The sequence below is a fragment of the Micromonospora sp. WMMA1947 genome (assembly GCF_027497355.1).
In the GTDB taxonomy this organism is placed as follows: Bacteria; Actinomycetota; Actinomycetes; order Mycobacteriales; family Micromonosporaceae; genus Micromonospora.
On the sequence record NZ_CP114909.1, the window covers coordinates 1,136,206 to 1,161,091 of the forward strand.

General features: G+C 73.2%; 23 protein-coding genes. 13 read left to right on the plus strand and 10 right to left on the minus strand.

The genetic code is table 11. The features are described from left to right. Positions 1 to 34 precede the first annotated feature (34 nt). Positions 35 to 1,252 (minus strand): threonine--tRNA ligase, encoded by a 1,218-nt coding sequence (thrS, locus tag O7604_RS05395; RefSeq protein ID WP_281579032.1) that lies wholly within the window; start codon positions 1,250 to 1,252, stop codon positions 35 to 37. A 496-nt stretch (positions 1,253 to 1,748) separates the two neighbouring features. Between thrS and O7604_RS05400 the strand changes: the two genes are divergently transcribed. The 3 genes from O7604_RS05400 (at position 1,749) to O7604_RS05410 (ending at position 3,473) form a co-directional block, all read left to right on the plus strand. Beyond that, on the plus strand, positions 1,749 to 2,372 hold the full coding sequence (locus tag O7604_RS05400) for a DedA family protein (RefSeq protein WP_269702246.1): 624 nt from the start codon (positions 1,749 to 1,751) through the stop codon (positions 2,370 to 2,372). A gap of 19 nt (positions 2,373 to 2,391) precedes the next feature. Continuing rightward, positions 2,392 to 2,724 carry a helix-turn-helix transcriptional regulator gene (locus O7604_RS05405; RefSeq protein WP_269702248.1) on the plus strand — a complete coding sequence of 111 codons (333 nt, stop codon included), beginning with the start codon at positions 2,392 to 2,394 and terminating at the stop codon, positions 2,722 to 2,724. 122 nt (positions 2,725 to 2,846) lie between these two features. Next, positions 2,847 to 3,473 (plus strand): DUF998 domain-containing protein, encoded by a 627-nt coding sequence (locus O7604_RS05410; RefSeq protein WP_281579033.1) that lies wholly within the window; start codon positions 2,847 to 2,849, stop codon positions 3,471 to 3,473. A gap of 24 nt (positions 3,474 to 3,497) precedes the next feature. Here the strand turns inward: O7604_RS05410 and O7604_RS05415 are convergent, their stop codons facing one another. Continuing rightward, a complete protein-coding gene (locus O7604_RS05415; protein WP_269702251.1) occupies positions 3,498 to 4,901 on the minus strand; it encodes an NAD(P)H-quinone dehydrogenase in 1,404 nt (467 codons plus the stop codon). Between the two features lie 174 nt (positions 4,902 to 5,075). On the opposite strand from O7604_RS05415, the gene O7604_RS05420 reads away from it, so the two are divergent. Continuing rightward, entirely contained in the window at positions 5,076 to 5,531 is a 456-nt protein-coding gene (locus O7604_RS05420) for a gamma-glutamylcyclotransferase (protein WP_194798618.1), read from the plus strand. 75 nt (positions 5,532 to 5,606) lie between these two features. Here the strand turns inward: O7604_RS05420 and O7604_RS05425 are convergent, their stop codons facing one another. Genes O7604_RS05425 through O7604_RS05440 form a run of 4 tightly spaced genes read right to left on the minus strand, consistent with a single transcriptional unit; the run spans position 5,607 to position 8,954 of the window. Beyond that, on the minus strand, positions 5,607 to 6,569 hold the full coding sequence (locus O7604_RS05425; RefSeq protein ID WP_281579034.1) for a GNAT family N-acetyltransferase: 963 nt from the start codon (positions 6,567 to 6,569) through the stop codon (positions 5,607 to 5,609). Positions 6,570 to 6,611: 42 nt separating this feature from the next. Next, positions 6,612 to 7,352 (minus strand): hypothetical protein, encoded by a 741-nt coding sequence (locus O7604_RS05430; protein ID WP_194798620.1) that lies wholly within the window; start codon positions 7,350 to 7,352, stop codon positions 6,612 to 6,614. Positions 7,353 to 7,395: 43 nt separating this feature from the next. Continuing rightward, the gene (locus tag O7604_RS05435; RefSeq protein ID WP_269702254.1) at positions 7,396 to 8,322 is read right to left on the minus strand and encodes a hypothetical protein; all 927 of its coding nucleotides are present in this window, start codon (positions 8,320 to 8,322) and stop codon (positions 7,396 to 7,398) included. 2 nt (positions 8,323 to 8,324) lie between these two features. Further along, entirely contained in the window at positions 8,325 to 8,954 is a 630-nt protein-coding gene (locus tag O7604_RS05440; protein ID WP_281579035.1) for an MBL fold metallo-hydrolase, read from the minus strand. Between the two features lie 124 nt (positions 8,955 to 9,078). Here O7604_RS05440 and O7604_RS05445 point away from each other — a divergent pair, with 124 nt between their 5' ends. Further along, positions 9,079 to 10,059: a DUF4349 domain-containing protein gene (locus O7604_RS05445; protein ID WP_281579036.1), complete on the plus strand. Its 981-nt coding sequence runs from the start codon at positions 9,079 to 9,081 to the stop codon at positions 10,057 to 10,059. Here O7604_RS05445 and O7604_RS05450 read toward each other — a convergent pair. Together O7604_RS05450 and O7604_RS05455 are read right to left on the minus strand one after the other, a co-directional pair. Then, positions 10,016 to 11,275: an amidohydrolase gene (locus tag O7604_RS05450; RefSeq protein WP_269702258.1), complete on the minus strand. Its 1,260-nt coding sequence runs from the start codon at positions 11,273 to 11,275 to the stop codon at positions 10,016 to 10,018. The genes O7604_RS05445 and O7604_RS05450 overlap by 44 nt on opposite strands. Positions 11,276 to 11,746: 471 nt before the next feature. Next, positions 11,747 to 13,330: a methylmalonyl-CoA mutase family protein gene (locus O7604_RS05455; protein WP_269702259.1), complete on the minus strand. Its 1,584-nt coding sequence runs from the start codon at positions 13,328 to 13,330 to the stop codon at positions 11,747 to 11,749. 203 nt (positions 13,331 to 13,533) lie between these two features. On the opposite strand from O7604_RS05455, the gene O7604_RS05460 reads away from it, so the two are divergent. Then, entirely contained in the window at positions 13,534 to 15,549 is a 2,016-nt protein-coding gene (locus O7604_RS05460) for a serine/threonine-protein kinase (protein ID WP_269702260.1), read from the plus strand. Between the two features lie 49 nt (positions 15,550 to 15,598). Continuing rightward, positions 15,599 to 17,263, plus strand: a complete 1,665-nt coding sequence (locus O7604_RS05465) for a phospho-sugar mutase (protein ID WP_269702261.1) — start codon at positions 15,599 to 15,601, stop codon at positions 17,261 to 17,263. Between the two features lie 88 nt (positions 17,264 to 17,351). Here the strand turns inward: O7604_RS05465 and O7604_RS05470 are convergent, their stop codons facing one another. After that, positions 17,352 to 18,026, minus strand: coding sequence for a GPP34 family phosphoprotein (locus O7604_RS05470; protein ID WP_269702262.1), 675 nt, complete (start codon positions 18,024 to 18,026; stop codon positions 17,352 to 17,354). 98 nt (positions 18,027 to 18,124) lie between these two features. Further along, a complete protein-coding gene (gene upp / locus O7604_RS05475; RefSeq protein ID WP_120571672.1) occupies positions 18,125 to 18,757 on the minus strand; it encodes a uracil phosphoribosyltransferase in 633 nt (210 codons plus the stop codon). A 136-nt stretch (positions 18,758 to 18,893) separates the two neighbouring features. Here upp and deoC point away from each other — a divergent pair, with 136 nt between their 5' ends. The 6 genes from deoC to O7604_RS05505 all read left to right on the plus strand — a co-directional run bounded on the left by deoC (position 18,894) and on the right by O7604_RS05505 (position 24,875). Continuing rightward, positions 18,894 to 19,853, plus strand: a complete 960-nt coding sequence (deoC, locus tag O7604_RS05480) for a deoxyribose-phosphate aldolase (protein WP_269702263.1) — start codon at positions 18,894 to 18,896, stop codon at positions 19,851 to 19,853. Positions 19,854 to 19,858: 5 nt separating this feature from the next. Beyond that, on the plus strand, positions 19,859 to 21,289 hold the full coding sequence (locus O7604_RS05485) for an aldehyde dehydrogenase family protein (protein WP_269702264.1): 1,431 nt from the start codon (positions 19,859 to 19,861) through the stop codon (positions 21,287 to 21,289). Next, positions 21,282 to 22,106, plus strand: coding sequence for an aldehyde dehydrogenase family protein (locus tag O7604_RS05490; protein WP_269702266.1), 825 nt, complete (start codon positions 21,282 to 21,284; stop codon positions 22,104 to 22,106). Before O7604_RS05485 ends, O7604_RS05490 begins: the two co-directional genes overlap by 8 nt. Positions 22,107 to 22,161: 55 nt before the next feature. Beyond that, entirely contained in the window at positions 22,162 to 22,608 is a 447-nt protein-coding gene (locus O7604_RS05495) for a BlaI/MecI/CopY family transcriptional regulator (protein WP_269702267.1), read from the plus strand. Between the two features lie 10 nt (positions 22,609 to 22,618). Beyond that, a complete protein-coding gene (locus tag O7604_RS05500) occupies positions 22,619 to 23,524 on the plus strand; it encodes a M56 family metallopeptidase (protein WP_269702269.1) in 906 nt (301 codons plus the stop codon). Between the two features lie 103 nt (positions 23,525 to 23,627). Further along, a complete protein-coding gene (locus tag O7604_RS05505) occupies positions 23,628 to 24,875 on the plus strand; it encodes a cytochrome ubiquinol oxidase subunit I (RefSeq protein WP_332367329.1) in 1,248 nt (415 codons plus the stop codon). The last annotated feature ends 11 nt before the right edge of the window (positions 24,876 to 24,886 follow it).

The following is a 24,886-nucleotide window of genomic DNA, read 5'->3' on the forward strand; positions in this document are numbered from 1 at the left end:
CCGGGTGCCCTCCCGGCACCCGGACGGACCGGAGTCAGGCCGGCGGAAGCAGCCCCGCCGACCGGCTCGCGACTACCGCGCCGACCAGGCCCAGCGCCTGCGCGGCGGGCATCGGGTCGAGCACCCGGCCGTCGCGCAGGCGCAGCGAGACCGAACCGTCGGCCGCCTCCCGGGGGCCCAGAACCCCGGTGTACGGGACGCGGCTGCGGGACGCGTCCCGGATCCGGGCACCCAGCGAACCGGCGTGGTCCACCTCGACGCGCAGCCCGGCCGCCTCGGCCCGGCGGGCCAGCCCGACGGCCGCCTCGGCCTGCGCCGCGTCGACCGGGAGCAGCAGCAACTGCACCGGGGCGTACCAGACGGGGAACGCGCCCTCGTGCACCTCGATCAGGTACGCGAACAGCCGCTCCATGCTGCCGACGAGGCTGCGGTGCACCATCACCGGCCGTTTCCGGCGGCCGTCCGAGTCGGTGTACGACAGGTCGAACCGCTCCGGCTTGTCGAAGTCGAGCTGGACGGTGGAGATGGTCGACTCCCGGCCGGCCGCGTCCACGATCTGAATGTCGATCTTCGGGCCGTAGAACGCGGCCTCGCCGGGCGCCTCGACGACGTCCACCCCGTCGAGCGCGGCGCGGAGCAGTTCCTCGGCGCGTGCCCAGCCGGCGTCGTCGCCCACGTACCGCTGGTCCTGCCCGCGCAGCGACAAGCGGAACCCGGCGGGACGGACGCCGAGCGCGGCGTGCGCCTCGCCGATCAGCCGCAGGATCTCGCGGACCTCGTCGCCGACCTGCTCCAGCGCGCAGAAGTTGTGCGCGTCGTTGAGCGAGATGGCGCGCACCCGGGACAGCCCGCCCAGCACCCCGGAACGCTCCGCCCGGTACATGCCGCCCAACTCGGCGACCCGCAGCGGCAGCTCCCGGTAGGAGCGGCCGCGGGCGCGGAACACCAGCGCGTGGTGCGGGCAGAGCGCCGGGCGCAGCACGAACTCGTCGTCGGCGCTCAGCCGCATCGGCGGGAACATGTCGTCGGCGAAGTAGCCCAGGTGCCCGGACAGCTCGAACAGCTCCCGCTTGCCCAGCGGCGGCGAGTAGACGTGCTGGTAGCCCGCCCGGCGCTCCAGCTCCCGGACGTACTCCTCGACGGCGTGCCGGGCGGCGGCGCCGGCCGGCAGCCAGATCGGCAGCCCGGCGCCCGCGAGCGGGTCGGAGACGAACAGCTCCAGGTCCCGGCCGAGCCTACGGTGGTCGATCATGTCGCTCTCCTTGATCGGGTACGACCCGGAGGCGAGCAGGCCCGGTACGCCGCGAGGCCCGGGAGCGGATCGCCCCGGGGCCTCGTCGACGGAAACGTCAGTGCGGCGCGCCGGGAACACCCGGCGTCGTGGTCACTACCGCGCTGCGCATGCCACGACGGTAGGCGCGCGGATATCGACGGCGCATCCGAGTTTCGGAGAGAGGGTGCGGGTCGCCGACACGGGACCTGTCGGCGACCCGCCGCGGCCAGGGCATCGGGAACGGGGGACCCGACGGCTCCGGTGCCGCGTCCCGCCAACGGTACGCCGCGATCCGTCGATCCGCCGCCCCGCCCCGGGGCCCCGCCCACCCGTCACCTCCGGCCGGGTCGGCTCGTTGCACACCTATGGCCCGTCGGTGTCGCCTGTCACCGCCAGGCGGGGCCGGTGGTGGTGACGCCCGACACGGCGTCAGGCTCGATCCGGTCGAACGGAGAACTCCGGCGAGGTGGCGGTCGTGGCCGAACTCATCTCTGACGTCGCGTCGCCCATGTGGGCGTACGCGCTGCTGCTGATCCTGCTGATCGCCGACGCCTTCGTCCCGGTGGTGCCGACCCAGCTCGTCATGATCACCAGCGGGGCGCTGACCGTGTACGGCGGACTCAGCCTGCCGCTCACCATCGCGGTCGGCGCCGCCGGCGTGTTCATCGGGGATCTGGCCTGCTATCTGATCGGCCGCACCACGCCGACCCGCCGCCCGGCCCGCGCGACGACACCCGGACGGGCACGCCGGGCCGTCACCCGGGTCACTCGCGGGCTGCGCGAACCGGGGCCGCTGGTGATCCTGCTCTGCCGCTTCGTGCCCGGCGGCCGGATGGCGGCCTGCTTCTCGGCCGGGCGCAGCCGCTACCCGTACCGCCTCTTCCTGCCCTACGAGGCGGCGGCGGCTCTCGCCTGGTCCAGCTACGGGGCGCTGGTCGGTCATCTGGGCGGTACGGCGCTGACCCACTCGGCGTGGCGGCTGCTGCTGATCGGCGGGGTGGCCGCGGCCGGGTTCGCGCTGGCCGGGTGGGCGATGACCTGGATCAGCAGCACCCGGCAGACCCGCGCCGAGGCCACCGCCGACTCGACCGGCAGCTGAACTTGAAGGAAGAACAGCCATGAGTGGTGGGGCGAACTGGCGCGACGTCAAGGCGAAAGCCCGAAGTATCGATCCCTCGTGGGACGACAGCGAGCGTGTGGCCAGGCGGGGACAGTTGCGAGAGCAGATGCTGGCTTCGGTCAGCGGCGCGCAGCTGGCGGAGATCCGCAAGCAGCTGGGCATGACCCAGGCCCAGCTGGCGGAAGCGGCCGGCTTGTCTCAGGCACGGATCAGCCAGATCGAGAACGGCGAGAGTGTCAACCTGGACATCCTGCGCGCCTACGTCACCGGGCTGGGCGGACACCTCGATGTGGTCGCTCGAATCGGGAACATCCGCCTCGACGTGGCCTGACGCGTTCTCGGGGGTCCGGTAGGGGACGACCCGGGTAGCGAAGTGGGTGGTGGTCCCGGATCCGTCTGGGGCGGTTCCGGCGACAGGCTGGCCGTATGCCTGGAACGCGGAGAAGTGGCCTGTTGGCACTCGGCGGGATCGTCCTGGCGGCGGTGCTCGCGACGGTCGGTCATCTTGAGGTGAACGACGATCTGGATCCCTGGTCGCTGACCGTCAGCGACTTCGCCGTCTCCGATCGGGGCGGCGTCATCGACACGGCGATGGCGGTGCTCGCGGCGGCCAGTCTCGTGCTGCTGCCGGCGCTGCGCCGGGCGGGCGCGGGCCGGGTGCCGCTCGTGCTGCTGACCGCCTGGTCGGCCGGGTTGCTGGCCGCCGCCGTGGTGCCCACCAACGAGCCGGGTACGCCGATGGACACCGCCGCGTACGTGCACCGGTACGCCTCGGTGCTGTCGTTCCTGGCGCTGCCGGTGGCCGGCTGGCTGCTCGCCCGGCACCCGGTCGCCGGGGCGGCCGCCTGGCTGCGCGGCCTGACCGCAGCCAGCGTGGTGCTCGCGGCCACGATGATCTGGTCCGCCTACCCGGGTGACCGAGCCCTGCTCGGCCTGATCGAACGCGCGCTGATCCTGACCGAGACGGCCCTCCTGGCCACCCTGGCCCTGCACCTCACCCTGACCAAAGTCGTCGATCATGCAGTTGTGACCCCGCACAGACCGGGCATACCGGTCGGATCGGGGACCGCAACTCCATGATCGACGAGCAGAAGGTGGCGCGCGCTACTCCAGCTCGTGGAGCATGAGCTGGCGGGCGGCCTCGGTGATGGAGCCGGACAGGCTCGGGTAGATGGTGATGGTGTGGGCCAGCTCGTTGACGGTGAGGTTGTTCTCCACCGCCATCGTGATCGGCAGGATCAGCTCGCTGGCCTTCGGCGCCACCACCACGCCACCGATCACCTGGCCGCTCGCCGGCCGGCAGAACAGCTTGACGAAGCCGTCGGCCAGGTCGTCCATCTTCGCCCGGGCGTTGCCGGACAGCGGCAGCATCACCTGGCGGGCCGGGGTCTTGCCGGCGTCCACCTCGTCCTGGGAGACGCCGACGGTGGCCAGCTCCGGGTCGGTGAAGACGTTCGCCGCGACCGTACGCAGCCGTAGCGGCCGGACCGCCTCGCCCAGCGCGTGCCACATCGCGATGCGGCCCTGCATGGCCGCGACGCTCGCCAGCGGCAGCACGCCGGTGCAGTCACCCGCCGCGTAGATGCCCGGCACGTTGGTACGGGAGACCCGGTCGACAGTCACGTAACCGCCCCGGGCCAGCTCCACGCCGTACTCGGCCAGGCCCAGGTCGGCGGTGTTCGGGATCGAGCCGACAGCGATCAGCGCGTGCGAGCCGGTGACCTGGCGCCCGTCGGAGAGCACCACCTCGACCCCGTCGCCGACGCGGCGGACCGCCTCGGCGCGGGAGTTGTTCAGGATGCTCATGCCCCGGTTGCGGAACACCCGCTCGATCGCCGACGCGGCGTCGGCGTCCTCGTGCGGCATGACCCGGTCGCGGCTGGACACCAGCGTGACCTTGACGCCCATGGCGAGGTACGCGCTGGCGAACTCGGCGCCGGTCACGCCGGAGCCGACCACGATCAGGTGCTCGGGCAGCTCGGGCAGGTCGTACACCTGGCGCCAGGTCAGGATGCGCTCGCCGTCCGGTACGGCGGTGGGCAACTGGCGGGGGGTCGCGCCGGTCGCGACGAGCACCGTCGAGGCGGCGATGGAGTATTCGGCGCCGCCGCCGGCCGGGGTGACGATCACCCGGTGCGTGTGGCCGAGCGTGTCCTCACCGAGCCGGGCGGTGCCGGCGACGAACTCGACACCGGCCTTTACGAGCTTGGTGTGGATGTCGGCGGACTGGGCCAGCGCGAGCCGCTTGACCCGCTCGTGCACCGCGCGGGCGTCGACGGTGACCGCCTCCAGGCCGTCGGAGTGCACGCCGAACTCCTCGGTGTCCCGGTAACCGGTGACCACCTCGGAGCTGGCGATGAACGTCTTGGAGGGCACGCAGTCGGAGAGCACGCAGGCGCCACCGGCCCCCTCCGCCTCGACGACGGTGACCTCGGCGTCCAACTGCGCGGCGACCAGAGCCGCCTCGTACCCGGCCGGTCCGCCGCCGATGATCACGATCTGGCTCACCGAGCCATCCCTTCGTTCGCGACTGCGGGGCTCCGCTCCGCTGCACTCCTCGCGCTCACGGAGCCATCCCTTCGTCGAAGCTCACAGTGCTCACAGTGACTTTCTTCTCCCCGTCCCGTCCGACACGCACTGTCGTATTCTCCCCCACCCGCCCGCCGGGCTATCGTCGTCGCCGTGGGTCTCTACGCTGCTTACGGCTCGAACCTGGATCCCGCCCGCATGCGCGCCTACTGCCCGCATTCGCCGATGGTGGGCACCGGCTGGCTCGAGGGCTGGCGGCTCACCTTCGCCGGCGAGGACGTCATCGGCTGGGAGGGCTCGGTCAGCACCGTGGTCGAGTCCCCGGGTGACCGGGTGTTCGTGGCGCTCTACGACATCCACCCGTACGACGCGGCGCAGCTCGACGAGATCGAGGGCGTGACCGCCGGGACGTACCGCAAGCTGACCGTCCGCGTCTCGACGCTCGACGGTGACGTGACCGCGTGGGTCTACGTGTTCGACGGGTACGAGGGCGGGCTGCCCACCGCGTGGTACCTCTCGGAGCTCGCGAACGCCGCGGAGAAGGCGGGCGCGCCGGACGACTACGTCACCGAGCTGCGGTCCCGCCCCACCGGCACCGCGTCCGCGTAGCGCGTCTCCCACACCGAACAGTGTGCTCCGGACAGCGTTCCGGCCGCTCGGCGACCCCGGTAGGCGGGTGCCGGGTCACACCCGCGAGGCGGGCACGCTCCGCTCGTACATGTCGGTCCAGCGCTCCTCCACCAGCCCGACGGAGCGGTAGAGCGTGACCGGCGCGGTCGGGTTGGCCAGGTCGACGCCGAGCCCGGCGCCGGTCCGGCCCTTCGCCGCGTAGATCGCGAAGGCCCGGCGCAGCAGCGCCGCACCCACCCCGCGGCGCCGGTACGCGGGCAGCACCGACAGCGTCCGCACCCACCCCAGGTCCTGGTCGAGCGCCTGGTCGGAGGACTGGAGCGCACCGGCCGGCTCGCCGTCGACCTCGGCCAGCAGCCACTCGTCCCAGACCTTGCCGTACGACGGCAGCAGGTCCCGCCACCGCTCGAAGTCGAGCGGGTCGTGATCGGGGGTGTCCCGGAACGCGGTGTCGTAGATCCGGTGGAACAGCCGCAGGTCGTTCTCGTCGTCGGCGCGCAGCGGCCGCACCGTCACCCCGGGCGGGGGCGCCGGCTCGGCGGGCAGGTCGGCGAACGTGCGGCTCATCCGGATGTAGCGCTTGATCCGGGTGAACCCGGCCTCGGCCAGCTCACCGGCCCAGCGGGTCTCCGGCGCGTACACCCCGGTGCGCGCGGTCAGCGCGGGCAGGCCGCGCTCGGCGGCCCGCTCGGCGACCCGTTCCAGCAGCCGCGCCAGCAGCGGCGCACGCAGGTCGGCGCCGCGGTCGGGGTCGACGAGGACGTCCACCCACTCCCGGCCGACGCCGCTCGGGTTGGCCAGGATCGACCACGCCACCGCCGTCCCGTCCGGGTCGGTGACCAGCCACGAGTCCCGGGCCGGGTCGACGAACGGCGCGGTCAGCGCGGACCGCACGTCCTCGTCGTCGAAGTCGGGGTAGCCCACGGCGAACGTGTCGGAGGCGTGCACCACCGCCAGGATCGCGGGTATGTCGTCGAGGGTCGGGCGGCGGGCCGACCAGCCGGCGGGGAGCGTCACGGGCCAGATCGTGGCAGCCGGACCGGCCGGATCGCCTCCCATTTATCCGCCGCGGGCGCGCTGTCGCGCGGCGCCGAGCAGACCCAGCAGCTCGGCGCCCTCGGCCGCGCTCAACGCGCGGAACGCCGCCGACGCCAGCCGGTCGGTCACCGCCTCGGCCCACAGCCGGCGCCGTACCAGCGGCCCGACCGGCGGGTACGGGGGCACCCAGCCGCACGCCGCGGCGCCCGCCTCGCCCTCCGGACCGGCCAGCACCGCCTCCAGCGGCGTCAGCCCGGCGGCGCGCACCGCCAGCAGGTACGCCCCGGCGAAGTGCTCGCGCAGCAGCAGCATGCCGACAGCCGCCCGCGCACCGGGCGAGGGATCGGGTACCGGCATGGCCCGCCAGGCGGCGAACAGCGGCATGCCGCTGCCGTCCGCCGCGTCGACAGCGCGGCCCAGCAGCGCGGCGAGCCGGGACGACTCGGCGCCGTCGCCCAGCCGGGCGGTGCCCCACCGGCAGCACTCGGCCAGGTTGGCGGCGGCCACCTCCAGCGGCGGGACGGTCCGAGCGGCGGCGTCCCAGCCGTCCGTGACCGCCTCGGGTGCGATGAAGCCGAGCGCGGCGGCGACCGTCTCGGCGCGGACGTCACCGAGCGCACCGGCCCGCCCGGTGATGTAGAAGGCCCACCCGGAGATGCCCAGCAGCCGCGCCCGGCGCAGCGTCGACGGGCAGCGGGCGAACGCCTCCCCGAGTTCGAGCACCAGCGGTTTGCAGGCGGCGGCGAGTTGTTCCGGGGTCATCGGCCGCCCGTCGCCGTGACTCCACCGTAGCCATTCATCACGCTCAGTCTGCCGGGTGGTCACCGGTGTCGGCATCCCCCTCTTCGGCGTCGAGCGCCTCCAACACGGCCTCGACCTCACCGGCCCGGCGCCGGGCGGCGGTGACCGCCCGTTCCGCGCCCCGGCGGGCCAGCCGGGCCCGGCTCAGTTCCTGCTCGGCCACGGCCCGGCGGCGCTCCAACTCGGCCAGTTCGGTCTCGATCCGGTCCAGCGTCGCGGCGCCGTCCCGCTCGGCCGCGTCGGCCGTCGCCAGCTCCTTCTCCGCCCGGTCCAGGTCCGCGCGGGCCCGGGTCAGCTCCCGGGTCGCGGTCCGCCGTCGCCCGGCCCGTTCGGCCCGCGCCGCCCGCTCGTCGCGGGCCCGGCGCGCGTCGGCCCGCTCGGCCGCCCGATCCGGTACGACGGGCGGCTCCTCGCCCCCTGTCACGAGCCGCAGCTGGGGGCGGGGCACCTCGCCGAACCCGGCGTAGTGGCTGGCCCGCAGCAGGCGTCCGGCGCGCACCTGTTCGGCCACCTCGGTGTCGGACAGCGCGGCGTTGAGTGTGGCCTCCACCTCGCCCAGCGGCAGCTTCCCGGCCGGGGGCGCGGCGGGTTCGGCGGCGGCGAGCCGGCGTACCTCAGCCACCAGCGCGCCCACGACGGCGCGCCGCTGCGCGGAGAGTTCCCGCAGCGTGCCGCCGCGCAGGTCGCGTTGCGCGGCACGCAGCGACTCGGCGAGCTGAGTGAGGTCGGCGACCAGCTCGGGCCGGCGGATCGCCAGCAGGTTGACCAGCCAGGCCGCCACCGTGGGCCGGCGCAGCCTGCCGATCTCCCGGGCGGTACGCGGGTCGCCGGACTGCCGCGCCTGCGCGACGGCGGCGTCCCGGGCCGCGACGAACCGGTCCGGCGGCGTGGCGTAGAGCTGCCGGATCACCTCCGCGGGCACCTCGGCCATGCTCAGGCGTCGATCCGGGTGCCCGGCTCCAGACGGCGGTAGTCGGTGTTGGACATCGCCGTGTACTGCCGGTCCAGCACGCCGAAGCCGTTGTCGTTGAGCAGCCCGTCGTGCAGCGCGTACGCCCGGCGCGGCGCGACCGCCCGGATGAAGTCGAGCACCTCGGAGAACTTCGACCAGGGCGCGTGAATCGGGGCGAACAGAGTGTCCACCTGCACGTCGTCGGGCACGAACAACGCGTCGCCCGGGTGGTAGACCACGTCGGCGAACAGGTAGCCGATGTTCTGGATCACCGGGATGTCCGGGTGGATGACCGCGTGCTGCCCGCCGTACGCCCGCACCGGCACCCCGGCGACGGTGAACGACTGTCCGGGCTCGACCGTCACCAGCGCCTCGGCGGCGTCGCCGAGCACGCCGGCCAGCGAGGCGGGGCCGTGCACGGGCACCGGCCGCCGTTCCAGCGCCCGGGTCAGCGTGGCGACGTCCACATGGTCCGGATGTTCGTGGGTGATCAGCACCGCGTCCGCCCCGTCCAGCGCCGCCGGATCGCTGAAGACACCGGGGTCGACGACGAGCACCGCACCGTCGTGCTCCAGCCGGAGGCAGGAGTGCGCGTACTTGGTCACCTGCATCGTGACTCCTCGAATACCGAATCGTGATGTCCTGAGCGCAGTCTGCCGGAACCGGCGCGACCACGCGTCACGTCCGAGGTATCGGTCCCGGCTGGCGGGGCCGCCGACGATCGGAGTACGGGGCATGGGTGGACGACGACTCCGGGGCGTGGCCCTGGTGGCTGTGGGTCTGATAGTTGCACTGGGTGTGGGCGCGTGCAGCGCGGGCGGTGACAGTGGCAGCGACTCGGCCGCGCCGGCCGCCGACGGAGGCGCGGGGCGCGAGCAGGCCGCCGAGGGCGGCGCGGACAGCGACCAGGCGGCCCCGGGCGGCACCGGCGGCGCGGACCTGCGGGTCGACCAGCGGTCCATCATCTACACCGGCACCATGCAGGTCCGGGTGGACGATGTGGAGGCCGCCGCGCGGGAGGCGACCACCGCGGTGACGGCGGCCGGCGGATTCGTCGGCGCCGACCGGCGATCGAGCCGGGCCGCCGAGGCGCGGGCGGCGCTGACGCTGCGCGTGCCGGCGGACCGGTTCTCCGCGGTGATCGACCGGCTCGCCGGTCTCGGCCGTCAGGAGCGCCGGGAGATCCGCACCGAGGACGTCACCGAGCAGGTGGTCGACCTGGACGCCCGGATCGCCACCCAGCGGGCGCGGGTGGAGAGTTCGCGCAAGCTGCTCGCCCGCGCCACGTCGGTGGACGAGCTGGTGCGGCTGGAGAACGAGGTGGGCACCCGCCAGGCCGACCTGGCCGCGCTGGAGGCCCGCAAGCGCCGGCTCGCGGACCTGACCGCGCTCTCCACCATCACCGTGACGTTCCTCGGTCAGGACGCCAGCACCGCCGAGGAGGAGGCCGACCTCGGCTTCCTGGCCGGGCTGGGCGGCGGCTGGACGGCATTCCTGGCCTCGGCACGGGTCCTGCTCACCGTGCTCGGCGCGGTGCTGCCCTTCGCGGTCGTGATCGGCGTACCGCTGTGGTTGCTGCTCCTGTGGCGGCGCCGGGTGCGGGCCCGGCGGACGCCGCCGCCCGGCCCGGGCGCGATGCCGCCGGGCCCGGCCGGGCCGGCCGACGGTCCGGTCAGCGCGCCGCCGCCAGTGCCCGCAGCGCGGTCTGGACCATGAGGCGTACGCCGACCTCGATGGCGCGCTCGTCCACGTCGAACGAGGCCCGGTGCAGGTCCACGTTGGGCCCGCTGCGGCCGACGCCGAGACGGGCGAGCGCGCCCGGCACGTGCTCCAGGTACCAGGAGAAGTCCTCGCCGCCCATGCTCTGCGGCGTCTCGGCGATGCCGTCGGGGCCGAGCGCCGCGGCGGTGGCCGCGGTGAGCACGCCGATCGCGCCGGCGTCGTTCGTCACCGGGGGCCGGCCGCGCAGGTATTCCAGGTCGACTGTGGCGCCGGTGGGGGCGAGCACGTCCCGCACCACCTGAGCCACGATCTCGGGGGCCTGGTCCCAGGTGTCGCGGTCCATCACCCGCAGCGTGCCGGCCGCGCACGCCTCGGACGGGATGACGTTGTAACGGGTGCCGGCCGAGGCGTGGCCGAACACCAGCAGCAGCCCGCTGTTGGCCGGCACCCGGCGGCTGATCAGCGTGGGCACCTCGGTCACCAGCCGGCCGAGCGCGTCCACCAGGTCGACGGTCAGGTGGGGGCGGGCGGTGTGCCCGCCCGGCCCGGTGAGCCGGACCGTGACGTTGTCGGCGGCGGCGGTGATCGGGCCGACCCGCAGGCCGACCTTGCCCACCGGCAGGTTCGGGTCGCAGTGCAGCGCGAAGATCTGCACCACGTCCTCCAGGCCGCCGGCCTCGATGACCTCGAGCGAGCCGCAGGGCAGGATCTCCTCGGCCGGCTGGAAGATCAGCCGGACCCGGCCGTCGAGCCGGCCGGTGTCGGCGAGCTGGGCCAGCAGCATGCCGACGCCGAGCATCACCGACGTGTGCACGTCGTGGCCGCAGGCGTGGCAGACGCCCTCGACTGTCGAGCGGTACGACACGTCCTTCGGGTCGCTCAGCGGCAGCGCGTCGATGTCGGCGCGGAGCGCGATCACCGGCCCGTCCGGGCGCCCGTTGATGTCGCAGATGACGCCGTTGCCCTTCGGCAGCAGACGCGGCTTCAGCCCGGCCAGGGACAGCTCGCGGTGCACCAGGGCGGCCGTCTCGAACTCCTCGCCGGACAACTCCGGGTGGGAGTGGATGTGACGGCGCGTTTCGATGAGGCCGGGTACGCGCAGCGCGAGCAGATGGTCGAGCTCGAAGGGCAGGGGCTGGTAATCGGTCGGCGTCTCGGACCGGGACGACGCCAGCAGGCCGCCGGAAGGCAGCGTCAACGCACTCGTCACGTCGAATTCTCGATCACTAGAAGTGGATGGATCTTCGGGTCGGACAGCAGACAGCCTAGACCTCCGGCGGTGACGCTGCGCAACATCTTTCGCGTAGCGGTCGGACCGCGCAGCGTCACGAATGCCCTGGTGGGAGGGCTCGAATATCTGCGGGACAGCAGGTAGATCGCGGTCGAACGCCGTCATCCGCCTCCCACCTCCTACAACGCGTAACCGTTTCATCGGTCACAAATAACGACCCGTCGTTCCGAATTGTCGCATTAGTCGCGGCAATTAACTGCCGCTCCGACAATTGCACGACAACTGTCGGCTGCCGGAAGACTCCCGACGGTGACACGAGCGTCCGACCGCCGACCGCACAGGCTGTCCGTCCCGTTCACCCGATCCGGTTACCCGGAACGGCGAATCGCACACGCGAAAGCGGCCCGCGCCGCGCACTCAGGGTGCGCGGCGGGGCCGCCTCCGGACGACTCAGAACCGGTCGCTGGGCCGGTAGATCCCCCACACCTCGCGCAGCGTCCCGCAGACCTCGCCGACGGTGGCGCGGGCGCGCAGCGCCTCCTTCATCGGGTAGAGCACGTTGGCGTCCCCCTCGGCGGCGGCACGCAGCTCGGCCAGGGCCCGCTCGACCGCTCCCGAGTCCCGCTCGGCGCGCAGCCGGGCCAGCCGCTCCCCCTGCGCCGCCTCGATCGCCGGGTCGACCCGCAGCGGCTCGTACGGCTCCTCCTCGTCGATCCGGAACCGGTTGAGCCCGACCACCACCCGCTCGCCCGAGTCGATCTCCTGGGCGATCCGGTACGCGGACTGCTCGATCTCCCGCTTCTGGAAACCGGCCTCGATCGCGTCCACCGCCGAGCCGTGGTCGAAGACCCGGTCCATCAGCTCGGTGGCCGCCGCCTCCACCTCGGCGGTCATCGCCTCCACCACGTACGACCCGGCGAACGGGTCGACGGTGGCGGTCAGGTCCGTCTCGTACGCCAGCACCTGCTGGGTGCGCAGCGCCAGCCGGGCCGCCTTCTCGGTGGGCAGCGCGATGGCCTCGTCGAAGCTGTTCGTGTGCAGCGACTGGGTGCCGCCGAGCACGGCGCCGAGGCCCTGCACCGCCACCCGGACCAGGTTCACCTCCGGCTGCTGCGCGGTGAGCTGCACGCCGGCGGTCTGGGTGTGGAACCGCAGCATCATCGACTTCGGGTTCTTCGCGCCGAACTCGTCGCGCATCAGCCGGGCCCAGATGCGCCGGGCCGCGCGGAACTTCGCGACCTCCTCGAGCAGCGTGGTGCGGGCCACGAAGAAGAACGACAGGCGGGGCGCGAAGTCGTCGACGGCCAGCCCGGCGGCGAGCGCCGCGCGGACGTACTCCACGCCGTTGGCGAGGGTGAACGCGACCTCCTGCGCGGGCGACGCGCCGGCCTCGGCCATGTGGTAGCCGGAGATGGAGATGGTGTTCCACTTCGGCACCTCGGCCCGGCAGTAGGCGAAGGTGTCGGCGACCAGCCGCAGCGAGGGCTTCGGCGGGAAGATGTACGTCCCCCGGGCGATGTACTCCTTGAGGATGTCGTTCTGGATCGTGCCGTTGAGCGCCGCCCCCGGCACGCCGTTCTCCTCGGCCACGAGCTGGTAGAGCAGCAACAGCACCGAGCCGGGCGCGTTGATGGTCATCGACGTGGAGACCTTGTCCAGCGGGATGCCGCCGAACAGCGTGCGCATGTCCTCGATGGAGTCGATGGCCACGCCGACCTTGCCCACCTCGCCGTGCGCGATCGGGTCGTCCGAGTCGTACCCCATCTGGGTGGGCAGGTCGAAGGCGACCGACAGGCCCATGGTGCCGGCGCGCAGCAGCTGGTGGTAGCGCGCGTTGCTCTCGGTCGCGGTGCCGAACCCGGCGTACTGTCGCATGGTCCAGGGCCGGGACGTGTACATCGTCGGGTAGACCCCGCGGGTGTACGGGAACTCGCCCGGCTCACCCAGCCGGGCGTCCAGGTCCGCCGGAAGGTCTGCCGCCGTGTAGACGCCCTGGATCGGGAAACCCGACTCGCTTGACCGCGCATCGCTCATTACCGGATGGTAGGACGCGCAGACCGCCTGGTGGGTGAGGGATACCGCACACCTCCCGGTGGCGGCGCACCGGAGGTGAACAACCGACCACATACCGTCGAGTAGGTAAACGCCCGCCGCGTCGGGTTTCGCATCGGGCGTCGGAACCAGCAAGATAGAGGGGTTGTGTCCCAGCCCCCTCGATATCCCCCGGTGGCTTTTCTGTGACTCAGATTCCGACGTGGAGCGGCGGACCGGCCAGTCCCCCCACTGGACGCGCGGCGCCCGGCACCACCATCGGTGGTCGCTACTCGCTGCGCTCCCCGGTGGGCAACGGAGGCATGGGCACGGTCTGGCGGGCCACAGACACGTTGCTGCGCCGTGATGTGGCGGTCAAGGAGGTCGTCCTCCCGCCGGGGCTCGCCCCGAGCGACCGCGACGCGCTCTACGAACGGACGCTGCGGGAGGCCCGCGCCGCCGCCGCGATCCAGCACCCGGCAGTGGTGCAGGTCTACGACGTGGTCACCGAGGGTGGCCGTCCGTGGATCGTGATGGAGCTGCTGGACGCCCGCAGCCTGGCCGACATGGTGATCGAGGACGGGCCGGTCGCGCCGCGCGCCGTCGCCAAGATCGGCATCGCGCTGCTCGGCGCGCTGGAGGTGGCGCACGCGATCGGCGTGCTGCACCGCGACGTCAAGCCGGCGAACGTGCTGATCTGCACCGACGGCCGCTGCGTGCTCACCGACTTCGGCGTGGCCCGGATGCCCACCGACGTGCAGCTCACCACGCCCGGGATGGTGCTCGGCTCGCCGCACTTCATCTCCCCCGAGCGGGCCATGGGCCAGGAGTTCGGGCCGCCGAGCGACCTGTTCTCGCTCGGCGTGACGCTCTACACGGCGGTCGAGGGCCGGCCCCCGTTCGACAAGGGCGACCCGATCGAGACCATGCACGCAGTGGTCGAGGACCCGCCCGCCACGCCGCAGCGCAGCGGCCCGCTCACCGGCGTGCTGATGGGGCTGCTGGAGAAGGACCCGGCCCGCCGGATGGACGTGCACCGTGCCCGGGCCAACCTGCGTGAGCTGCTCGCCGGGCCGCTGACCAGCACCGCCACCGCCGTCAACTCGGTCACCGACCCGTACGCGGTGGTGCCGGTGCCGCGCCCGACCACGCCGCCGGCGATCGCCGCGGAGCCGAAGCCGAGCGGGCAGATCGGCGGCCGGGCGATGATCGGCCCGGACGAGTCGCTCACCGACCGCCTCGCGGCCCTGCGCCGCGGCGAGCGGCCCCAGGCCGAGAAGGCCGCGGCGGGTGCCGCCGCGCTCGACGAGACCAGCGCCGACGCGCTGGCCGGCCCGCTGCACACCCCGACCGGCGCGATGTCCGGGCCGGGCACGCCGGAGGCCACCCAGCGCATCTCGCCGGACGCCACGGTCCGGCTCGGGGCGGGCGCCGGTGCGGACGCGACCCAGGCGGTACCCGCCACCTACGGCCGCACCGTCGACGCCACCCAGCCGGTGTACGGCGGCGGCAACCAGTGGTCGGTGCCCGGCACCGGCCAGGCGTGGACCACCCCGGCGACCGCGCCGGCCGCCGGTGGTGCCGGCACGCTCGGCACCGCCAAGGGCCTGCTCGGCCGGGTGAAGGCGTGGCCGCGCAAGGTCCAGCTCGCCGCCGCCGGTGGCCTCGCCGTGGTGCTGCTGGTGAGCGTGATCGCGCTGACCAGCGGCGGCGACGACGCGCCGCCGCCGATCGTGGGCACGCTGCCCACCACCTCGGCGGCGGCCGCGCCGGAGATGCAGGAGCGGACCGTCAAGGGCGTCACCATCCAGGTCCCGAAGGGCTGGCAGCAGCAGACCGGCGGCCTCTACGTCGACTACGTCGACCCGGAGGACGAGGGCCGCAAGGTGCGGGTCATCGCCGAGAAGTGGGGCGGCACCTCGATCAGCTGGGCCGAGTTCGCCTCGCGGAACCTGAAGAGCAAGACCGCGAACAGCAAGACCTGCCCGGCCCCCTACACCGAGTTGTCCGTCTCCGAGCAGCCACTCGCCGGCCAGACCGCGGGCCAGCTCGAATACACCTGCGGCGAGGGCGAGACCATGCGGCACGGCATCTGGCGGGGCCTGGTCAAGGACGGCAAGGTCTACTCGTTCTACCTCTCCACGACCGACGCGCGATTCGCCGAGAGCAAGCCGATCTTCGACGCGATGGTCGACTCGTTCCAGCTCACGGCGGCCAACTGAGTCGAGGCCAACGGTCGGTGGTGATCCGCCGCCGTGCTTTCATGAGGCAATGGCGGCGGAAACCACTGACCTTGACGACCTTCGCGTACGAGCCGAGCGCTGGCTCGCCGACGACCCCGACCCGGCCGGCCGCGCCGAGCTGCGCGCCGTCCTCGACGGGCTGCCCGGCACGGCGGCCGACCTGGCCGACCGGTTCGCCGGTCCGCTGACCTTCGGCACCGCCGGGCTGCGCGGCCCGCTGCGCGCCGGGCCCAACGGCATGAACCTCGCCGTGGTCACCCAGGCCGCCGCCGGGCTCGTCGGCTGGCTCGCCGCCCAGGGCGGCGAGGGCCCCCTGGTGATCGGGTACGACGCCCGGCACGGCTCGCTGGCCTTCGCCGAGCGCACCGCACAGGTGGCCACCGGTGCGGGCCGGCCGGCGCTGCTGCTGCCCCGGCCGCTGCCCACGCCCGTGCTGGCGTTCGCGGTCCGGCAGCTCGGCGCGGTCGCCGGCGTGATGGTCACCGCCAGCCACAACCCGCCGCAGGACAACGGCTACAAGGTCTACCTGGGCGCGCAACTCGGCGGTGACCTGGGCGCCGGAGCGCAGATCGTGCCGCCCGCCGACGCCGGTATCGAGGCGGCCATCCGGGCGGTCGGCCCGCTCGCGGCGGTCCCGCTCGGCCCGGCCGGGCAGGTGCTCGGCGACGACCTGGTGGCCGCGTACGTCGAGCGGGCCGCCGCCGTGGTGGACCCGGCCGGACCCCGCGACCTGAAGGTGGCGTACACGCCGCTGCACGGGGTGGGCGCCGCCGTGCTGACCGCCGCGTTCGCGCGCGCCGGATTCGGCGTGCCCGGCGTGGTGCCCGAGCAGGCCGAACCGGACCCGGCGTTCCCGACCGTCAGCTTCCCCAACCCGGAGGAGCCGGGCGCGGTGGACCTGCTCGTCGCGCTCGCCGACCGCACCGCAGCGGACCTCGCCATCGCCAACGACCCGGATGCGGACCGCTGCGCGGTGGCCGTCCGCGACGCCGGGTCCTGGCGGATGCTGCGTGGCGACGAGGTGGGCGCCCTGCTCGCGGACCACCTGATGCGGCGCGGTGTGACCGGCCTGTACGCCACCACGATCGTGTCGTCGGCGCTGCTGCGGGCCATGGCGGCGGCCCGGGGTCTGCCCTACGACGAGACGCTCACCGGGTTCAAGTGGATCGTCCGGGCCGGCGGCGGCCGGGAGCCGCTCGTGTACGGCTACGAGGAGGCGCTCGGCTACTGCGTCGCGCCGGGTCACGTACGCGACAAGGACGGCATCACCGCCGCGCTGACGGTCGCCGAGCTGGCCGCCGGTCTCAAGGCCGAGGGCCGTACCCTCCTCGACCGGCTGGACGAACTCGCCGCCGAGTTCGGCGTGCACCACACCGAGCAGCTCTCGGTCCGGGTCGAGGACCTGCGGGTGATCGCGGACTCGATGGCCCGGATCCGGGCGGCCACCCCGACCACGCTGCTCGGACAGCCGGTGACCGAGGCGTCCGACCTGCTCCCCGACGCGGACGTGGTGATCCTGCGTACCGACGCCGCCCGGGTGGTGATCCGGCCGTCCGGCACCGAGCCGAAGCTCAAGGCGTACCTGGAGGTGGTGGAGCCGGTGGCCGGCGGCGACGTGCCGGCGGCCCGGCAGCGCGCGCGGGCCGCGGTGACGGAGCTGCGCAACGAGATCGCCGCCGCCCTCGGCCTCTAGTCCCGGATGTAAGGAAGGGCCCCTTGTTAACGCCTGGCGTTAACAAGGGGCCCTTCCTCTACCGGAGGCGTTAAAAGGGGGCCCTTCCTTACCGCTTGCCCAGGGCGGCGTCGACGGCCTGGCCCAGCGCGGCGATGACCAGGCTGATCGACGGGCGCACCACGCTGTCGTCCAGGCTCACCGTGCCGGAGAACCCGGCGCCCGCCGCGATCTCCTCCAGGCGCCGGCCGGCGTCCTCGGCAGCCGGGCCGGTCAGCCCGAGCGCCGGTTCCATCCGCAGCACCGCGACGAGCGTGGCGAGCGCGGCGGTCCGCTCGTCCGGGAGCTGCCCGCTGGTCAGCGCCTCGGCCAGCCGCTGCCGGATGTCCGCCTCGACAGTCGGGTCCGCCATGGGGTAGCGGTGCACGTGGATGAAGCCCAGCTCGGTCTCCTCCACGTCCCGGACCACGCCCCGGCCGCAGAGGTCGGTGAGGATCCGGTCGCGCAGCCCGTGCCGCAGCCGCTGCACCCACGACGACGGCGTGTGCGGTGTCTCTGCGGCGATCTTGGCGAGTACGGCGTCCGCGATCGGCTCGCCGGTCGGGGCCGGGTCGACCACCGCCAGGTTCCCGTCCGCGTACGCGATCCGTCCGGCCAGGGCCAGCTCGACCAGCACCGCGGCGGCCATGCCCAGGTCGAGGCTGATCCGCGGCATGGTGGCCTTGCCGGTTTCGTCGTCATACGCGAGGAGCAGCAACTCCTCGGCGAGCGCAACACCAGTCATGGCCCGGAACGCTAGCGCCTCCCCGCACCCCCGCGCATCGACTCGCCGGGTGGGTCCGGTTCACGGTGCGGAGGGCGGCCCTCCGCACCGGACCGGTCTCAGAAGCGGGGCATGCCGCCGAACTGGCGGTCACCGGCGTCACCCAGGCCGGGAACGATGAACTTCGAGTCGTTCAGTCCCTCGTCGATCGAGGCGGTGACCAGGCGCAGCGGCAGGCCGGAGCGCTCCAGCCGCTCGATGCCGACCGGCGCGGCCAGCACGCAGAGCACTGTGATGTCGGTGCAGCCGCGGTCGGCGAGCAGCCGGCAGCAGTGCTCCAGCGAGCCGCCGGTGGCGAGCATCGGGTCGAGCACCAGCACCGGCAGGCCGGCGAGGTCGCGCGGCAGGGACTCCATGTACGCGCGGGGCTCGTACGTCTCCTCGTCGCGGGCCAGGCCGACGAAGCCCATCGACGACTCGGGCAGCAGGCCGAGCGCGGCGTCGGCCATGCCGAGACCGGCCCGCAGCACCGGCACCAGCAGCGGCGGGTTCGCCAGCCGGCTGCCTTCGGTGGCGGTGACCGGGGTCTGGATCGAGTACTTCTCGACCGGGAAGGAGCGCGCGGCCTCGTACACCAGCATGGTGGTGAGTTCGCGCAGCGCCGCCCGGAACGACGAGGAGTCGGTCCGGGCGTCCCGCATGGCGGTCAGCCGCGTCTGGGCGAGCGGATGGTCAATGACTGTTACGTCCACGATCGCTCAACCTACCGTTTGCCGGCCCGGCACAGGGCGGGTGCGGTACGACCAGCGACACCGCTCACGTATGACGCTCACGACCGCTCGTTCGTGAGCAAGATCACTCGACTCGCGGGTGCGTACTATTCGGGGCATGACGGCGACAACGACGTCGGCCCGGTCGGACCTCACCGAGCTGGGACGATCCGAGACCGCTCTGCGGACCTTCCTGCACGGCCTGCCCGGCGTGGACCAGGTCGGCGCGGAGCAGCGGGCGGCACAACTCGGCACCCGCTCCATCAAGACCACCGCGAAGGCCGAGGCGATCGACCTGGCGATCCGGATGGTCGACCTGACCACCCTCGAAGGGGCGGACACCCCGGGCAAGGTGCGGGCGCTGGCCGCCAAGGCGCTGCGTCCCGACCCGGCCGACCCGAGCTGCCCGCACGTCGGCGCCGTCTGCGTCTACCCGTCGATGGTTCCGTACGTGGCCGAGGTGCTGCGCGGCAGCGGCGTGCACCTGGCCAGCGTGGCCACAGCGTTCCCGTCCGGTCAGGCCCCGCTGGAGATCAAGCTCGCCGACGTGCGGGCGGCGGTCGAGGCGGGCGCGGACGAGATCGACATGGTGATCAACCGGGGCGCGTTCCTGGCCGGGCGCTACCAGGAGGTCTACGACGAGATCGTGGCCACCAAGGACGCCTGCGGGGACGCCCACCTCAAGGTCATCCTGGAGACCGGTGAGCTGGCCACGTACGACAACGTGCGCCGGGCGTCATGGCTCGCCATGCTCGCGGGCGGCGACTTCATCAAGACCTCCACCGGCAAGGTCCCGGTCGCGGCGACCCTGCCGGTGACGCTGGTGATGCTGGAGGCGGTCCGCGACTTCCGCGCCGCCACCGGGCGTCAGGTCGGCGTCAAGCCGGCCGGTGGCATCAAGACCACCAAGGACGCGATCAAGTACCTGGTCATGGTCAACGAGACCGTCGGCGCCGACTGGCTGAGCCCGGACTGGTTCCGGTTCGGCGCGTCGAGCCTGCTCAACGACCTGCTCATGCAGCGCACCAAGCTGACGACCGGTGTCTACGCCGGCCCCGACTACTTCACCCTGGACTGAACGCGATGTTCGAATACGCACCCGCCCCCGAGTCCCGCTCGGTGGTGGACATCAAGCCCTCGTACGGGCTCTTCGTCGACGGCGCGTTCGTCGACCCGGCCTCCGGCGGCAGCTTCAAGTCGGTGAACCCGGCCTCCGAGGAGGTGCTCGCCGAGATCGCCGAGGCCGGCGCCGAGGACGTGGACCGCGCGGTCCGAGCCGCCCGCAGCGCGTACGAGAAGGTCTGGGGTCCGATGCCGGGCCGGGACCGGGCCAAGTACCTGTTCCGGATCGCCCGGATCATCCAGGAGCGCTCGCGTGAGCTGGCGGTGCTGGAGTCGCTGGACAACGGCAAGCCGATCAAGGAGTCCCGCGACGTCGACCTGCCGCTGGTCGCCGCGCACTTCTTCTACTACGCGGGCTGGGCGGACAAGCTCCCCCACGCGGGTTTCGGGCCGGACCCGAAGCCGCTCGGCGTGGCGGCGCAGGTCATCCCGTGGAACTTCCCGCTGCTCATGCTGGCGTGGAAGATCGCCCCGGCGCTGGCCGCCGGCAACACGGTGGTGCTCAAGCCGGCCGAGACCACCCCGCTGACCGCGCTGCTGTTCGCCGAGATCTGCCAGCAGGCCGACCTGCCCGCCGGTGTGGTGAACATCGTCACCGGCGCCGGCGACACCGGCCGGGCGCTGGTCGAGCACCCGGGCGTGGACAAGGTCGCGTTCACCGGCTCCACCGAGGTGGGCCGGGCCATCGCCCGCTCGGTCGCGGGCACCCGCAAGAAGCTCACGCTGGAGCTGGGCGGCAAGGCCGCGAACATCGTCTTCGACGACGCCCCGATCGACCAGGCCGTCGAGGGCATCGTCAACGGCATCTTCTTCAACCAGGGGCACGTCTGCTGCGCCGGTTCCCGGCTGCTGGTCCAGGAGTCGGTGGCCGACCGGGTGCTGGAGTCGCTGAAGCGCCGGATGGCCCAGCTGCGGGTCGGCGACCCGCTGGACAAGAACACCGACATCGGCGCGATCAACTCGGCCGAGCAGCTGGCCCGCATCCGGGAGCTGTCCGACGCCGGGTCCGCCGAGGGCGCGGAGCGCTGGTCGCCGCCGTGCGAGCTGCCCGAGCGCGGCTTCTGGTTCGCGCCGACCATATTCACCGGCGTCACCCAGGCCCACCGGATCGCCCGCGAGGAGATCTTCGGCCCGGTGCTGTCCGTGCTGACGTTCCGCACCCCGGCGGAGGCCGTCGAGAAGGCCAACAACACGCCGTACGGGCTGTCGGCCGGGATCTGGACCGACAAGGGTTCCCGGATCCTGTGGCTGGCCGACCGGCTGCGCGCGGGCGTGGTGTGGGCCAACACGTTCAACAAGTTCGACCCGACGTCGCCGTTCGGCGGCTACAAGGAGTCGGGCTACGGTCGCGAGGGCGGCCGGCACGGGCTGGAGGGGTACCTCAATGTCTGAGCGGGTCGCGGTACGCAAGACGTACAAGCTCTTCATCGGCGGGAAGTTTCCGCGCAGCGAGTCGGGACGGTCGTATCTCGTGCAATCGGCGAACGTGTCTCTTGCCTCCCGGAAGGACGCGCGGGACGCGGTCGTGGCCGCCCGCGCCGCGGTGAAGGGCTGGGCCGGGGCGACCGCGTACAACAGGGGTCAGATCCTCTACCGGGTCGCCGAGATGCTGGAGGGCCGGCGCGACCAGTTCGTCGCCCTGGGCGTCCCGGCCGACGAGGTGGACGCGGCGATCGACCGCTGGGTCTGGTACGCGGGCTGGTCCGACAAGGTCGCCCAGGTGTACGGCGGCGCGAACCCGGTGGCCGGCCCGTACTTCAACCTGTCCGCGCCGGAGCCCACGGGCGTGGTCGCGGTCGTGGCCCCCGAGGAGCCCGCGCTGCTCGGCCTGGTGAGCGTGATCGCCCCGGCGATCGTCACCGGCAACACGGTGGTGGTGGCCGCGTCCCCGGCGGCGCCGCTGGCGGCGGTGACGCTGGCCGAGGTGCTCGCCACCTCCGACCTGCCCGGCGGGGTGGTGAACATCCTCACCGGCCGGCTGACCGAGACCGTGCCGACGCTCGCCGCGCACATGGACGTCAACGCGATCGACCTGACCGGCGTCGCCGACGCCGAGCTGGCGGCCGACCTGGAGGTCAAGGCGGCGGAGAACCTCAAGCGGGTGCTGCGGCCGGCCCCGGCCGACCACGACTGGTACGCCGATCCCGGCATCACCCGGATGACCACGCTGCTGGAGACCAAAACGGTCTGGCACCCGAAGGGCGTCTGACCCGGGCGGTCCCCGGGGGTCGAAGGGGATCTACTACCGGGGGTAGGATTGACGGGTGACTCGGCTGGGGGACCTTGAGCGTGCGGTGATGGACGTGCTGTGGGACGCGGCGCCCGCCTCGTCGGGCGGCGTGACGGTGCGCGAGGTCGCCGACGCCCTGGACGGCCGGGAACTCGCGTACACGACGGTGATGACCGTGCTCGACCGGCTCGCCGGCAAGGGCATGGTGCAGCGCGAGCGGGAGGGCCGCGCCTGGCGTTACCGCCCGGCCGCCACCCGCGAGGCGCACATCGCCCAGCTCATGCTCGAAGCCCTCGATCTCGGCGGCAGCCGGGACGCCGCGCTCGTGCGCTTCGCCCGCTCGGTGACCGGCACGGAGGCGGACGTGCTCCGCGCCGCGCTCGGCGCCGAGGCGGGGGCGACAGTCGAGGACGGGCCGACCGGCCGGGTCGAGGACCCGCGGGCCGGGCGGCCGGCGCTCGACGAGGCGACGGACCGGTAGGGCGGCTGCCGTGGCGTACGCCCTGCACTTCGCCGCGATCATCCTGGCCTGCTGGCTGACCGCGCAGGTCCTCGCCGCCGCGCGCTGGACCTGGCGGGCGCCCCGCGTGGCGATCATCTGCTGGCAGGCGGTCGGGCTGGCGCTCGGCCTGTCCGCCATGGGGCTGCCGATGGCGCTGGGGCTCGACGCGTACGACCGGGCGACCGGGTACGCGCTGCTGGCCCTGGCCGACGACCTGGCCCACGGCGCGCTGCCCGCCGGGGTGGGCGCGGTGCACCTCAGCCTGGTCGGCGTCGGTCTCGGCATCGGCGCGGTGCTGCTCACCACGACGGTACGCAGCCTGCACGGCGCGGTCCGCGCCCAGCGCCGGCACCGGGAGCTGCTGCACCTGGTGGCCCGGCGGGACCCGACGGTGCCCGGCGCGCTGGTGCTCGACCACCCGAGCGCCGCGGCGTACTGCCTGCCCGGGGTGCGTCCCCGGGTGGTGGTGAGCGCGGGCACGCTCGACCTGCTCGACCCGGCCGAACTGGCGGCGGTGCTCACCCACGAGCGGGCGCACGCCCAGGAGCGGCACGATCTGGTGCTGCTGCCGTTCACCGCGCTGTGCCGGGCGCTGCCCTGGTTCCGGTGGGTGCGGGACGCGCACGCGCGGGTGGCGCTGCTGGTCGAGATGCGCGCCGACGACAAGGCCCGCGAGTTGCACGCGGACGCGCCGCTGGCCGGTGCGCTGCGCCGGTTCGCCGCCGCCGAGCACCGGGTGCAGCCGGCCGGCACGCTCGGACTCGGCGACCGCGATCTCGACGTACGCGTGCAGCGGCTGCTCGTCGCGGGCCGCCCGCCGCGGGTGCGGAGCGCGATGGCGCTGGCGGTCGCCGGCACGCTCGTCTCGCTGCCGTTCGCCCTGTTCCTGAGCTGATCCGCCGCCCCCTAAGGGACTTCTCCGGGTTCGCGCACCAGTATAGGTAGCGAGGCTACGTGTAGGTTGGCTACGACAAGCGAGCCAACCCATGGGGGACACAGTGGACCCGCTGCTCCTCGCCCGCCTCCAGTTCGCCACCACCACCTCGATCCACTTCTTGTTCGTGGCGGTCACGCTCGGCCTGGTCACGCTCCTGGTCGGCCTGCAGACGGCCGGCTACCTGACCGGCAAGCCGGTGTACGAGCGGCTGACCCGGTTCTGGGGCCAGCTCTACGTGATCAATTACGTGCTCGGCATCGCCACCGGCATCGTGATGGAGTTCCAGTTCGGCCTGAACTGGAGCGGGCTGTCGCGCTACGTCGGGAACGTGTTCGGCGCGCCGCTGGCCATCGAGACGCTGGTGGCGTTCTTCCTGGAGTCCACGTTCCTCGGCATGTGGATCTTCGGATGGCACCGGCTGCGGCGCGGCGTGCACCTGGCGCTGCTCTGGGGCGTGGCGATCACCGCGTACGCCTCGGCGTTCTGGATCATGGTGGCGAACGCCTGGCTGCAGAACCCGGTCGGGTACGAGGTCCGCGACGGCGTCGCCCACCTCACCGACTTCGGCGCGCTGCTCACCAATCCCACGTTCGGCATGGCGTTCGGCCACGTGATCTCGGCGAGCCTGGTCACCGGCGGCCTGCTGATGGCCGCGGTGAGCGCCTGGCACCTGCTGCGGCGTACGCCCGACTACGCGCTGTTCCGCACCTCGCTGCGGCTCGGCCTGGTCACCGCGGCGCTCTCGGTCACCCTGCTCCAGGGCTTCGGCTTCGCCCAGTTCGGGCCGGTCGCGCAGGTCCAGCCGACCAAGTTCGGCGGCGGGCCGGACCGGGACGCGCTCGTCGCCGACTGGACCGCACGGTTCGGCCCCGGCGACTGGGATCCGCCGGTGCTCTCCAACGTCGGTCTCGGCTTCATGATCCTGATCGGCTTCGCGCTGGGCACCCTCTGGCTCCTGCTGCCGCTGCTCTGGCGCGACTGGATCATTCGGCTGAAGGTCCCCCTCTGGCTGATCCTGCTCGGCCTGCCGCTGCCCTTCGTGGCGATGCTGCTCGGCTGGATCGCCCGCGAGGTCGGCCGCCAGCCCTGGGCCGCGTACGGGCTGCTGCCCACCGCGCAGGCCGTCTCGCCGGTCTCGCCCGGGCTGATGCTCGCCTCGCTGATCGGGTTCAGCCTCCTGCTCGGCGCGCTCGCGGTGACCAACTGGACGCTCATGGCCCGGCACGCCGCACGCGGCGCGCACGACCCCGCCCTCGGCCGCCCGCCCGCGCCCGACACCGACGCCCCCCACCAGCCCGTGCTCGTCTGAGGGAGCCCGCC